General features: G+C 56.9%; 16 protein-coding genes. 12 read left to right on the top strand and 4 right to left on the bottom strand.

What is annotated here, in order from left to right:
• Positions 1–5 precede the first annotated feature (5 nt).
• From EE949_RS06325 to EE949_RS06315, 3 genes are read left to right on the top strand one after another with little or no spacing between them, the layout of a single operon-like run.
• A complete protein-coding gene (locus tag EE949_RS06325; RefSeq protein WP_122663489.1) occupies positions 6–716 on the top strand; it encodes a hypothetical protein in 711 nt (236 codons plus the stop codon).
• Between the two features lie 54 nt (positions 717–770).
• A complete protein-coding gene (locus EE949_RS06320) occupies positions 771–1,208 on the top strand; it encodes a cell wall hydrolase (RefSeq protein WP_122663488.1) in 438 nt (145 codons plus the stop codon).
• The gene (locus EE949_RS06315; protein WP_122663487.1) at positions 1,205–1,726 is read left to right on the top strand and encodes a DUF2514 domain-containing protein; all 522 of its coding nucleotides are present in this window, start codon (positions 1,205–1,207) and stop codon (positions 1,724–1,726) included. Before EE949_RS06320 ends, EE949_RS06315 begins: the two co-directional genes overlap by 4 nt.
• Positions 1,727–1,855: 129 nt before the next feature.
• On the opposite strand, the gene EE949_RS06310 is transcribed toward EE949_RS06315, so the two are convergent.
• The gene (locus tag EE949_RS06310; protein WP_122663486.1) at positions 1,856–2,545 is read right to left on the bottom strand and encodes an SOS response-associated peptidase; all 690 of its coding nucleotides are present in this window, start codon (positions 2,543–2,545) and stop codon (positions 1,856–1,858) included.
• Positions 2,546–2,643: 98 nt separating this feature from the next.
• On the opposite strand from EE949_RS06310, the gene EE949_RS06305 reads away from it, so the two are divergent.
• The 4 genes from EE949_RS06305 to EE949_RS06290 all read left to right on the top strand — a co-directional run bounded on the left by EE949_RS06305 (position 2,644) and on the right by EE949_RS06290 (position 5,882).
• A complete protein-coding gene (locus EE949_RS06305) occupies positions 2,644–3,075 on the top strand; it encodes a LexA family protein (RefSeq protein WP_122663485.1) in 432 nt (143 codons plus the stop codon).
• Complete coding sequence (locus EE949_RS06300) at positions 3,062–4,342, top strand: Y-family DNA polymerase (protein ID WP_122663484.1); 1,281 nt, start codon at positions 3,062–3,064, stop codon at positions 4,340–4,342. The genes EE949_RS06305 and EE949_RS06300 overlap by 14 nt, the downstream gene beginning before the upstream one ends.
• 670 nt (positions 4,343–5,012) lie before the next feature.
• Positions 5,013–5,456 carry a hemerythrin domain-containing protein gene (locus EE949_RS06295; protein ID WP_122663483.1) on the top strand — a complete coding sequence of 148 codons (444 nt, stop codon included), beginning with the start codon at positions 5,013–5,015 and terminating at the stop codon, positions 5,454–5,456.
• Between the two features lie 81 nt (positions 5,457–5,537).
• A complete protein-coding gene (locus tag EE949_RS06290; RefSeq protein WP_122663482.1) occupies positions 5,538–5,882 on the top strand; it encodes a 2-oxoacid ferredoxin oxidoreductase in 345 nt (114 codons plus the stop codon).
• Between the two features lie 189 nt (positions 5,883–6,071).
• Here the strand turns inward: EE949_RS06290 and EE949_RS06285 are convergent, their stop codons facing one another.
• Positions 6,072–6,410 (bottom strand): hypothetical protein, encoded by a 339-nt coding sequence (locus EE949_RS06285; RefSeq protein ID WP_122663481.1) that lies wholly within the window; start codon positions 6,408–6,410, stop codon positions 6,072–6,074.
• A 99-nt stretch (positions 6,411–6,509) separates the two neighbouring features.
• Complete coding sequence (locus tag EE949_RS06280; protein WP_122663480.1) at positions 6,510–6,839, bottom strand: DUF6388 family protein; 330 nt, start codon at positions 6,837–6,839, stop codon at positions 6,510–6,512.
• A 338-nt stretch (positions 6,840–7,177) separates the two neighbouring features.
• On the opposite strand from EE949_RS06280, the gene EE949_RS06275 reads away from it, so the two are divergent.
• The 4 genes from EE949_RS06275 to EE949_RS06260 all read left to right on the top strand — a co-directional run bounded on the left by EE949_RS06275 (position 7,178) and on the right by EE949_RS06260 (position 10,694).
• Positions 7,178–7,567, top strand: coding sequence for a RidA family protein (locus EE949_RS06275; protein WP_122663479.1), 390 nt, complete (start codon positions 7,178–7,180; stop codon positions 7,565–7,567).
• A gap of 177 nt (positions 7,568–7,744) precedes the next feature.
• The gene (locus EE949_RS06270) at positions 7,745–8,509 is read left to right on the top strand and encodes an IclR family transcriptional regulator (RefSeq protein ID WP_122663478.1); all 765 of its coding nucleotides are present in this window, start codon (positions 7,745–7,747) and stop codon (positions 8,507–8,509) included.
• A 16-nt stretch (positions 8,510–8,525) separates the two neighbouring features.
• The gene (locus EE949_RS06265) at positions 8,526–9,731 is read left to right on the top strand and encodes an amino acid deaminase (RefSeq protein WP_122663477.1); all 1,206 of its coding nucleotides are present in this window, start codon (positions 8,526–8,528) and stop codon (positions 9,729–9,731) included.
• Positions 9,732–9,749: 18 nt separating this feature from the next.
• Positions 9,750–10,694, top strand: a complete 945-nt coding sequence (locus EE949_RS06260) for a sugar kinase (protein ID WP_122663476.1) — start codon at positions 9,750–9,752, stop codon at positions 10,692–10,694.
• A 136-nt stretch (positions 10,695–10,830) separates the two neighbouring features.
• Here EE949_RS06260 and EE949_RS06255 read toward each other — a convergent pair whose 3' ends face one another.
• Entirely contained in the window at positions 10,831–11,106 is a 276-nt protein-coding gene (locus EE949_RS06255) for a peptidylprolyl isomerase (protein ID WP_017133756.1), read from the bottom strand.
• A 238-nt stretch (positions 11,107–11,344) separates the two neighbouring features.
• Between EE949_RS06255 and EE949_RS06250 the strand changes: the two genes are divergently transcribed.
• Positions 11,345–12,517 (top strand): PilT/PilU family type 4a pilus ATPase, encoded by a 1,173-nt coding sequence (locus EE949_RS06250; protein ID WP_122663736.1) that lies wholly within the window; start codon positions 11,345–11,347, stop codon positions 12,515–12,517.
• Positions 12,518–12,529: the final 12 nt, after the last annotated feature.

Raw genomic sequence — 12,529 nt, 5'->3', positions numbered from 1 at the left:
TACTAATGGCCCTTATCGAGGTAATCAACGACGCAAATACGGTTCTTGTCGACGACAACTACAGCAACATGTGTCTCGCCCTTAGCAGCTCGCTGCGCCTGACGAACAGTGGGAACACGGACGGATCGGGTGACGGGGACATGAACTCGATTTCGTACACAGCAGCAGCGAACGAGTATCCGCAACTGGTACTGGAGCTTTCAGGGCTGAGGGCTGCACAGATATTCACGTCAAAATCAGGGAATACATGGACATGGTATATCGCATTCAGGATTTCTGATTATGGATCCACGCTGAATTATCATGTGATGACCATTCCGTCAGCAGTGCCGAATGCCAATGGCTTGCTTCAGCTATTCGATGCTTCTGGAAAGCTGGTTTTTGACAGCAATCTAAGATACCTGAAGATTACAGGGTCTTACTCCCCCTCCCAGAATTCAAACATTAACGCCGGGATGGATCCGGCAAAGAAGTATGGCGTTCTTGCTTCCAGTTCTGGATGGAGCAGGATGTTTCAGAGATCCAACCCGCTGGAGCCGGCGCCTCCGTACAGTTTTATCTACTCGAACGCATCCCTAATACATCGCAGGGTGGGCACAAATATCGTTTCGGCAAGCGTTATTCACCAGCAGGGTAATTCAAGGGTAGATAATCCCGGTAGCATGAACTCTCAGGGTACTGCCCGAATACTTCTGCTCGATATAACGAACTTCTGATTTATCAATTTACCGACCCGCCCAGTGCGGGTTTTTTATTGCCTGGAGAAAAGCATGACCGTGACTGAAAAAGATCGCGACGTATTGGCGCGCACGCTGTGGGGCGAAGCTCGCGGAGAAGGCCTTGCCGGGCAGATCGCCGTGGCCTGGACCATTCGAAACCGGGTAGACATGGATCTGCACAACGACGGCAAGCCTGACTGGTGGGGTGAGGGCTATACGGATGTTTGCCTCAAGCCGTGGCAGTTCAGCTGCTGGAACAAGAACGACCCGAACTACGCGTACCTGAGTGGCGCTAAGCCGATCCCCGCTGGGCAATTCGCTCAAGCCCGGAAAGCTGCCGACATTGTAATCGACGGCAAACAGCCGGACCCAACTGGCGGGGCGACTCACTACTACGCAACCACGATGCCGAAGGCACCGGCATGGGCAGCGAAGGCCAAGCAAACTCTGAAGCTCGGCCACCACATCTTCTTCAAGGATGTGCCATGAGCGCAGCACGTCAGCTGTATCTGAAGATTGGCGGCCTAGCTTTGATCCTGCTGGTTATCGTCGCCTCGCTTTACGGCGCTTACAGCCACGGCGTGACCATTACTGATCTGGCCTGGCAGGCGAAGTGGGACAAACAGGGCGAGGTCCAGGCGCAGGCAGTGGCAGCGACAACCGCCGATTATCGAACCGAGGAACAGCGCCGCCAGAATGCGGCCAACCAGGTGGCAAACGATGCGAGACAAGAACAAGCCCATGCGCTCAGCGATTCTGCTGTCGCTGATGCTGCTGGCGACCGGCTGCACATCGAAGCTGGAAAACTGGCAGCCTCCGCCAGTTGCTCCACCGGCGATACCGGCGCTGCCGAACGAGGCAAGACAGCCACCCGCGCCGCCATGGTGCTCTCCGACCTGTTCCAAAGGGCTGACAAGCGAGCGGGAGAGATGGCAAAGGCTTATGACTCAGCCCGAATAGCTGGTCAGGCTTGCGAAGCTGCTTATGATGCCCTTACCCGCAAATAGCGGGAGCACTATAATTTAGCGATTTGCACGGAGGCGCCTGATGGATCGCCAGCTAGCTGGGATTTCAATCTGCATGACCATTGCCTGGGTGGCGGTCGTGCTGATCATCATATGGGCTATGTATCCCGATTAACCCTCGCGGGTGATCAGCTCTGGCCCCTGATTCCGTACATTCCCAACTGCTTTGCTCACTGGATACCACTCGAAATCATCAACCGGTTGGCAACACTCCATCGCGATCTCTGCTGCCCGCTCGGGCGACAAGTCCAGCTCAAGCCATTCGTTCGCGAACTCCGCTGTCAGCACAAGCGGTCGCCGGTCATGGATGTCGACCATGCCCTGGTCACTGGCGGCCGTGATAATCACAAAGCCATCCTCCTCGCGCAGCTCCAGCCCGGGCGTCACTTGAGCCAGCCCACCGTAGAACATCGGCGCCTGGCTTTTTAGCCTGATGAAGTAGGGCTGCTTCCTCTTCGGGTCGTCAGGATCCTTGACCCACTCAAACCAACCATTAGCTGGAACCAGCACACGGCCATTAGGCCAAAGCTGCTTGAAGAACTTTCCCGTCGTTACCGTCTCGACCCTCGCATTGATAGGGTCGGGCCTTTTCCCCTTCGCCCAGAACGGCGACCATCCCCAGCGGACTTTGTCCACGCTCAGGCCTTCCTCCAACCCCCGGATTACTTCAACACGAGCGCTCGGCGCCACGTTGTAGCGTTCAATCGGCCACTCATCATAGCCATTGATCACAGTCTGCTTTGACCCCAGCTCTTTCAGGTAGTGGTCCATGGGTTCGTAGATCGAGTAGCGTCCGCACATGATGTCACCCGTCGAAATGTCCTACATATGAGATTGACCACGGCCGTCCGAAATCGTTAACTGTACGTTCATACAGTATTCACCGTTAGGTTAGCATCATGACCGTTACCGTCCTCGGCCCTGTCTCGACAGGGGGCGAAAAGCTCCCGCTCTTTTCTTTCCATGTGCCTGCAGGGTTCCCGTCGCCGGCCGCCGATCACATCGAAAAGCACCTCTCCCTCGATGAGCTTTTCGAAATCCGAGCGCCGCATGTCTACCTGGTCAAGATCGAGGGCGACAGCATGCAAGGGGCGGGCATCTACAGCGGGGACATCGTGATCGTTGACCGTAGCCTGTATGCGGAGCATGGCGATATCGTCATCGCTGCGCTCAATTCAGAGCCGGTGTGCAAGCGTCTGCACATGCGTGACAACGTGTGCATGCTCACCTCTGAAAACAGCAAATATCCACCACGCCATGTTTTGGAATGCGACGAGTTAGTGATCTGGGGCGTTGTGAAATACAGCGTGCGCGATCATGACAACTCGTGATCCAGTCTTTGCTTTGATCGACTGCAATAGCTTCTATGCGAGCTGCGAGCGGGTCTTTCGTCCCGATCTGGCCAAAACTCCAATCGTAGTGCTGAGTAATAATGATGGCTGTGTCATCGCTCGCAGCTATGACGCGAAGCCTTTTGTGAAGATGGGCGCGCCGTACTTCCAGATTAAGGATGCGCTCCGGCAGAACGGCGTCCAGGCCTTCAGTAGTAACTACGCGCTGTACGGGGATATTAGCGAACGCGTGATGACTGTCATCGAGTCGATGGTTCCAGCCGTTGAGGTCTACAGCATCGACGAGGCATTCGCGGATCTGACCGGCATACCTGGTGACCTGACAGCTTTTGGCCGAACGATCCGCACCGCGGTGCACCGATCAACTGGTATTCCTGTTGGTGTGGGCATCGGTCCCACCAAAACACTGGCCAAGCTGGCCAACCACACGGCTAAACGGCTTCAGTCCTACACGGGCGGGGTAGTGGATATTTGTAACCCGCATAACCGCGCCTGGGTGTTGCGCAACACCGCCGTATCTGAGGTTTGGGGTGTGGGCCGCAAGATGAGGGCTCACCTTGAGGCGATGAACATCCTGACTGCTATGGACCTGGCCAAGGCCGACCCGACAACGCTTGGCAAGAAATTCAGCGTCGTCATCGAGAAGACTGTCCGGGAGCTCTCCGGCATCAGCTGTCTTGAACTGGGCGAGGAAGAGCCACCGAAGCAGGAAATTTGCTCTAGCCGGATGTTCGGCAAGCGCCTGACCACGATCGAGCCTATAAAAGAGGCGGTGGCTACCTACGTCCAGCGTGCGGCAGAAAAGCTGCGGGCGCAGAACTCCCTGTGCAAGAAAATCAGGGTCAGCATCCGAACTGGCATGTTTAACCCCGAAGAGGCGAAGTATGCCAACGGGGCCCTGGTCGAGTTGCCATACCCCACTAATGACGTGCGGTTGATGACCAAGGCTGCGACTGAGGCGGTCAACCGGCTATTCCGACCGGGCTTCAAATACAGCAAAGCCGAAGTGCTGTTGATGGATCTACGGCAGCCTGGCGAATTCACCGATGATCTGTTCGCTCCATGCCAACCGCAAGCGGCGGAGAAGGTGATGGGCGTCCTCGACGAAATTAACCAGAGGTGGGGGCGTGGGACGCTGCGCACCGCGAATGTGCCCTCCGACCCAGATTGGGGAATGCGGCGGGACATGATGAGCCAAAGCTTCACAACGAGGCTCGATCAGCTCTGGACTGTGAAGTGCAATTAATGGAGGCGGGAATGGTCGAGCTTGCTGATGCGGCCCTTGAGCATGTAAAGGCTCAACTCGAAACGCAGGAATGGCTGGAGGACAAGAAAAAGGGGAATTTGTAAGTCGGCAGGACGCCGGGGATGTTGGACCAGCATTTGGACCAATGGTGGGTTTTGTAGGGGGTTGGAGCAGGCTACAACCCCCGTAATTGCGCTCTACAACCCTCAGGAATACCCAATGCAAACTGCATGGTGATATTCGCTGTGGAGATCAATTACCTTACCTTTCAATAACTTGGGATTTGGCTGTAGCAGCCGGTACCGATGTGATGCCCGTTTCCGTCTTTGCCCTGGCGATTTTTATCACGGGCCGAGGGCCATTCCTTGGGCCATATCTAGCCAGCATCTGCGCCCCGTTGGGGTGGATGGCTGGAAATGAATGCGGGATTCATGCCGAATTTGGCGCGCATTGTCGCATAGAGTGAGTGGCAGTTGTATGGCAGGCAGGATTAATCATCCATCGCGTGCGCGCCGTCCCTGATACACCAACTTGCCAATAAAGTGACTGCCACAGGGGCACAGGGCCCAAACAGCGAACGTGCACCACTCGCGGACTGAACTGGCGCTTTGCGGCTGATGTCTAGTAACCATCGCTTCCACATTCGGAAGCTGTCCGAGGAGTACAGCCCGTGAATATTTTTGAAGCCCTGAGAGAAAGTCATGATCGCCAGCGCGGCTACGCCGACATTCTGGTCAAAACCAGCGGCGACAGTGCTGAGCGCGTCGAGGCCTACAAGCAGCTGAAAGCCGAGCTTCAGGCTCATGAAACCGCCGAGGAGCGTTTCTTCTATATCCCGTTGATGGAGCACGACAACGGTGTGGACCTGAGCCGTCATGCGATCTCGGAACACCATGAGATGGACGAGATGATGGAAACGCTGGACGAGACTGAAATGTCCAGCCCGGCCTGGCTGGCTACCGCCAAGAAGCTGTCCGAGAAGGTTCATCATCACTTGAAGGAAGAAGAGCAAAAGTTCTTTCAGATGGCAGGCAAGCTGCTCGATGAAAAACAGAAAGAAGCCCTGGCTGGCAAGTACGTCAAAGAGTACGAAGAACAACTCACTGAAGCCTGAGCCTGCAGAGCAGCGCGCATGCTTCGTCCACGCGCGGTGTCTGGCGGTGTAGAATCCGCCTTTTCATCCTCAAGGATTGTCATGAAGTTTTTAATCCCGGTAATGGCCTTGGCAGTGCTGGCGGGTTGTACTTCGCCGTCCAATCAGGCGCGGGCCGTCGGCCCTTACAAAACCTATTCAAGCCAGAAAGCTGCGGCTGTTGTGGCGCAGTGCATAGAGTACTCCTGGCAGGATGAAGCGCTGATGGGAGCCGAGGCTGATGCTTTCATGCAATCCACCGAGAAGGGCTTTACGGTCTATAACACCGGCGCAGAGTTTTTCGTCGACGTTCAGCCGCAGGGTGTCGCAAGTGCTATCCGTTATTACGCGCCAGCGTCGAATCCGGCAGCAGAACGTCGCGGCGCTGCACTGGCGACCTGTCTGTAAGTTTGCTCGTTGTGGGACCGGCTTTAGCCGGGAAGGCGATGTTCCTGATCACAGTCATGCAGTGAATGCGTCGGCCCTTTCCCGGCTGAAGCCGGTCCCACACCGTGAGTTCTGGCAAAACTACGCAAGTGCGACGCAAAAAAGCCCGACTCACAGAGCCGGGCTTTTTTTCATGCGTATAAGCGACGATCAATTATCGTCAGAACCTGCTGCGCCGCCGCCGGTACCGTTAGGACCGTTTTTGCCGGGAGCGCCTGTCTTGCCTACGCTGCTGCCAGTGGTGCCGCCGTCAACCGACTTACCAGCACCTGAACCTGTTGCGCGACCGTTTGCGTTGGGCGCCGCTTTGGTGCTGCCCGACGCTGGTGCAGGATGGGTGCCTGGTGGTACAGCCGAGCCACTTTGCACGCCGCCGGTTTCCGGTTGCACCGGACCAGTACTGGAGGTACCCGACGCTGCGAACGCGGAACCAAATGAAAGAGATAGCAGGCCTGCAAGTAGAAGGTTAGTCGTCTTTGACTTCATCATGGTACGTCTCCGATTTATGAGCGTTACCTGATATTGGTCAGCCATCACGCATCAAGAGTGCCCTGATGGCGACGAACGGTCATGCCGGCTTATCGCGCTTCAGGGCTCCAGTTTGTTCAGTTCGCAATATTCCGCCCAGCCCATGCCTGCCATTTGCGCTACTTCCTTGTGAACCTCACGGCGCTGACTTTCGTAGTCTTCGGGTGTTTCGGCCGTCAGTTGCAGGGTCAATTCCCAGGCAAACAGACCAAGGCGCTCTGCTTCCTCCTCAAAGGCCTCATGTAGACGCTCCTCACGATATTGCTCGCGGGAAAGCCCGGCGGCTTGAGCGGCCAGGGGGTTCAGCTTATCGAGCTCTTGCTGCAGTTCGGGGCGCTGGGCCAGGAAGGTGTGCAGCGCCAATTGATGCGGATGTTCAGCCAAAGCCATTGGATCTCCGGGATGAGTGTGGTTGGGCCTGTTATCGGACGGCCTGATACAGATGATACTCGTTGGTTTTTTTCCATCCAGTGCTGTGGCACACTCGGAGTCGATATTCCGCTATTTCAGATTGTATTCCGCTATAGCGGAATTATTGTTGCGGTATGAGATTGTCTTACGTTTCGGACATTGCGCTTTGGCAACATAGGATTGTTGGAGCGAGGCTTGCCCGCGAAGAACGATAACGCGGTATATCCGAGTCATCGCGCCGACTGGTTCGCGGGCAAGTCAGATCGCCGCCCGCTCGCTCCAACAGTTTATTCAGTCCTATTTGAGAGGAGAACTTCATGAGCATCACTCGTTATGGCGCAGGTAGCGTCGCAGGTGGCGGTCAGCCACGTCCGTTCGCTCGCGCTGTTGAAGCCGACGGTTGGCTGCATGTGTCGGGGCAGGTACCCGCAGAAAACGGTGAAATCATTGTGGGCGGCATCGTCGAGCAGACTCACAAGACCCTGCAGAACCTGGTCGCGATCCTTACCGAAGCGGGTTATGGGCTGGAAGACGTGGTCCGGGTTGGGGTCTGGCTGGAAGATCCGCGGGATTTCTGGAGTTTCAACAAGGTGTTTGGCGAATACTTCACACCCGAACACGCTCCTGCTCGTGCCTGCGTACAGGCCAGCATGATGGTCGACTGCAAGGTCGAGATTGACTGCATCGCTTACAAGAAAAAAGCCTGAGTTTCAGCACCATTTGTAGGAGCTGCCGAAGGCTGCGAAGCGTTTATCCAGACATACCGCGATCGCAGCCTTGGGCAGCTCCTACAAGTCCGATGATCGCCGCGAGACGGTGCCTTGGGCGCAAAGGCAGTGCTTCAAGAAATATCGCATTGGGTAACTTTCGATGGATAACCGACTATGACCGAAGACACCATCAAGCGCCGTGCCCGTGGGTTGGACCGGGCGTTTGATATCCTCGATTTTCTCAAGGAGCAGGGGACGCCAATGCGGCCTAATGAGATCGCCAGTGGTATAGGCAGTCCCAAGTCGACGGTTTATGAATTGGTCGGCTCATTGCTGGAACGGCGCATTCTTGAGTCGGTTGGCAACGACGGCCAGGTGTATCTGGGACGGCAGCTGTATTTTCTCGGCCAGGCGCATTTGCGCCACTTCGACTTTACCCGCGAGGCGCAGGTCAGCCTCGGCGAAATCGTCAGTCAGACGCGTGAAACCGCGCAGATGTGCCTGCTTAATGGCCGCAAGTACACCGTCGCACTGATGAAGGAGGGCGAGCGGCACTTCCGGATCTCTTCCAATATTGGCGAGAACGCACCGATTCCGTGGACCGCCTCCGGGCGTTTACTGCTTTGCCATTTGAGCGACCAGGAGATTGTTGACCTGATTGACGCTGAAGATTTCATCCTGCCCGATGGTCAGCAACTGCCGCTTGAAACGTTTCTGAGTGAAATTCGCCAGGCCGGCGAGGAGGGATTCTTCTCGTTTGATAGCGTTGCAGACACCTTCACCCATTGTTTCGCTGCACCCGTAAGGGATGAACATGGCGTGTGCATTGCAACGCTGTGCATCGTCGCCCCGCGGGCTGACGCCAAAAAACACTACGCCGACTACCGCAGGGTGCTGATTGACAGTGCCAACGGGCTGGCGCGTCGCATCAACGAATAATACCCGGGAGACCACCATGACTATTGCAGCAGTAGAAAAGGGCGCCGCCGCTCCAGGCGATCATCTGGTGCGTGACGTAAGCCTGCCAGCCCTGGTCATTCACCGTCAGGCGCTGGATCACAACATTCGCTGGATGCAGGCGTTCGTCACCAACAGCGGTGCCGAGCTGGCGCCGCATGGCAAGACGAGCATGGTGCCGGCCTTGTTTCGTCGGCAACTGGAAGAAGGCGCCTGGGGCATGACCCTGGCCACAGCCGTGCAGACCCGTGCTGCCTACGCTCATGGCGTTCGCCGGGTGCTGATGGCTAATCAGTTGGTAGGCACCGCTAACATGGCGTTGATCGCTGATCTGCTTGCCGACTCCATGTTCGACTTCCACTGCATGGTCGATCATCCGGATAACGTGGCGGCCCTGGGCGAGTTCTTCGCTGCGCGCGGGCTGCGTCTGAACGTGATGATCGAATATGGGGTGGTGGGAGGCCGCTGTGGTTGTCGCAGTGAGCAACAGGTGCTTGACCTGGCTGACGCGATTGCAGCTCAACCTGCCTTGGCACTGACCGGTATCGAAGGCTACGAAGGGGTGATTCACGGCGACCAGGCTGAAAGCGGAATTCGGGCTTTTGCAGCGTCACTGGTGCGTCTGGCCGTAGAGCTGCAGGATCGTGGTGCATTTGCGCGGGAGCGGCCAATTGTCACCGCCTCGGGCTCGGCCTGGTATGACCTGATCGCTGAAGCCTTTGACGAACGTCAGGTCCGCGAGCGGTTTCTTGGCGTGCTGCGCCCCGGTAGTTATGTGGTGCATGACCATGGCATCTACAAAGATGCGCAGTGCTGCGTGCTGGATCGCCGCACTGATTTGCACGAAGGTTTGCGCCCTGCAATGGAAGTCTGGGCTCATGTGCAGTCAATGCCAGAGCCAGGTTTTGCAGTGATCGCTCTGGGTAAGCGCGACGTGGCTTATGACGCAGGTTTACCCAGCCCGTTGCTCAGCTACAAACCGGGTGTTTTACCCGCACAGGGCGTGGATGTTAGCGCGTGCAAGGTCACGGCGGTAATGGACCAGCATGCGTTCATGACCGTGGCGCCGGGTTGCGAGCTGAAAGTCGGAGACATCATTGCCTTTGGTTCTTCTCACCCTTGTCTGACCTTCGACAAATGGCGTTGCGGTTGCCTGGTAGATGAAAACCTTCAGGTTATCGAAAGTTTCGACACGTATTTCTAACGCCGGGAGTCGAGCTCAATGAGTGAGCTGATCAGTTATAGCCACCCACGGATCGCCCTGATCGGCGAATGCATGATCGAACTGCAGCAGCACGCCAGCGGTGCTCTTCAGCAGAGTTTCGGTGGCGATACCCTTAATACTGCGGTTTACATGTCTCGCGTGCTAGGCAGCAGCGCTCAGGTGGATTACGTCACCGCGCTGGGCGATGACAGCTTCAGTGACGCCATGTGCCAAGGATGGGCGCATGAGGGTGTCGGCTTGAGCAAGGTGCAGCGCCTGCCGGGACGTTTACCGGGCTTGTACTGCATTCAGACTGATGCCAGCGGCGAGCGTCGTTTCCTGTACTGGCGTAACGAAGCCGCGGTGCGTGACTGTTTCAACACTCCGGATGCCGACGCGGCTCTCGCCGCATTGGCGGATTATGATCTCCTTTACCTGAGTGGTATCACCCTGGCGGTGCTGGGCGAACAGGGCCGGCTACGGCTGTTTTCGGCCCTGGCTCAGGCGCGTGCTTCAGGTACCAGGGTCGCCTTCGACAATAACTATCGGCCACGTTTGTGGGCTTCGGTCGAACAGGCGCGTGAGGCGTATCGTGCGTGTCTGGCTCATGTTGACGTGGCATTGCTCACCGAGGACGACGAGCAGGCTCTATTCGGCTATACCGAGAGTGAGCAATTGCTGGACGCTTATCGTGAGTTGGAGATAAGTGAGGTCGTGATAAAGCGCGGGTCGCGGAGCTGTCTGGTGGTTTCCGGCGGCGAGCGCCATGAGATTGCTGCGCTACCGGTTGAGCGCGTGATCGACAGCACGGCGGCGGGGGATTCGTTCAGTGCGGCTTATTTATCGATACGTTTGCGCGGCGGCAGCCCGGTCCAGGCTGCCGAAGCAGGCCATCGGCTGGCCAGCGTGGTGATTCAGCACCCGGGGGCTTTGATTCCCAAGAGCGTGATGCCGGGTTTGTAGACGAAGTGGGACCTGCTTTAGCCGGGAGAGCTATACCCCTGACAAAGCATGCGGGGAATGTGCTGGCTCCCTCCCGGCTAAAGCCAGTCCTGCAGACTGCATTGCATTCATAAGACGCAGTTGTGCACAGAAACCTTCAATCCCGATAAAACACCTGGACCAGGTGATAGCCAAACTTGCTCTTGATCGGTCCATGCACCGTGCGCAGTGGTTTTTTGAAGATGACTTGATCAATCGCACCGACCATTTGTCCGGGGCGGACTTCGCCCAGATCACCACCGCGTTTACCGGACGGGCAGGTTGAATGCTTCTTGGCCAAAACGTCGAACGCTTCGCCCTTGGCAATGCGTTGTTTGAGTTGTTCGGCCTCTTCGGCGGTTTTCACCAGAATGTGGCGGGCTTGGGCTTTCATGAGTCAGGAGCCTGAAGAAAAATCGGCGGCCATTATCACACAGCCGCCGTTTTAGTTTTCAGGCCATGATCCCATCGGAAGAAATACGCAGATTGCGGCACAACCAATCATCTCTATCATTGCTTCCCGGGGCGTTCTACCGCCAAGCTATGCACATTCATCCTGGGAATCGTCATCCGGGATGAATGTCGCATGCGATGCGGCATCTTTCAGTCAAATCATGTGTGCGGTGTTGCTTATGGATTTCCCGGCGTTGTTGAAGATTCTGGCCAGCCAGGATGGATCGGACCTTTATCTGTCTACCGGAGCACCGCCCTGCGCCAAGTTCAATGGGGTGCTCAAACCGCTGGGCACTGAGTCGCTCAAGCCCGGCCAGGTCGCGCTGGTCGCCGACGGGCTGATGGATGCCGAGCAGAAGCTGGAATTTCACCGCGAGCTGGAAATGAACCTCGCCGTGTCGATGGCCGGAATCGGGCGCTTCCGGATCAATATCTTCATGCAGCGCAACGAAGTGTCCATTGTGGCGCGCAACATCAAGCTGGATATTCCGCGTTTCGAAGACCTGCACCTGCCATCGGTGCTGCTTGATGTGATCATGGAAAAGCACGGCCTGGTGCTGTTTGTCGGGGCCACCGGTTCCGGTAAATCCACGTCCTTGGCGGCGCTGATCGACCATCGCAATCGCAATGCCAGCGGGCACATCATCACCATCGAAGACCCCGTGGAGTTCATTCACCGCCACAAGAAGTCGATCATTAACCAGCGTGAGGTCGGCGTGGATACTCGCAGTTTCCGCGCTGCGCTGAAGAACACCCTGCGCCAGGCGCCGGACGTGATCCTGATCGGTGAAATCCGCGACCGGGAGACCATGGAACATGCGCTGGCTTTCGCCGATACCGGCCATCTATGCCTGTCGACGCTGCACGCGAACAATGCAAACCAGGCGCTGGACCGGATCATCAACTTCTTTCCGGAGGAGCGGCGCCAGCAATTGCTGCAGGATCTGGGCAACAATCTCAAGGCATTCGTTTCTCAGCGACTGGTCAAGACCGTGGACGGCAAACGCCGGGCCGCCGTAGAGGTCATGATGGGCACGCCGACCATTCGCGACCTGATTCAGCGCAATGAGCTCACTGAGCTGAAAGGCATTATGGAAAAATCCGGAAATCTGGGCATGCAGACGTTCGACACTGCGCTGTTCGACCTTGCCGTGTCGGGCGTGATCAGCGAAGAAGAAGCGCTCAAGTACGCCGATTCCCAGAACAACGTGCGCTTGCGGCTCAAGCTGCACGGTGAAGGCGTGACAGCCAACCCGACCGCGGCGCCCAGTGCCCCTGTCGGCACCTCCAGCGTGAATGTGTCGGACTGGGGGTTGGTGGACGAGCGCGATGAGGGTGGCGGGCAGAGTTGAGTCTTTACCCGT

The sequence above is a fragment of the Pseudomonas viridiflava genome (assembly GCF_900602065.1).
Classification (GTDB): Bacteria; Pseudomonadota; Gammaproteobacteria; order Pseudomonadales; family Pseudomonadaceae; genus Aquipseudomonas.
Note: the sequence above shows the minus strand (reverse complement) of the source record. Positions and strands in the feature narration are given on the sequence as shown.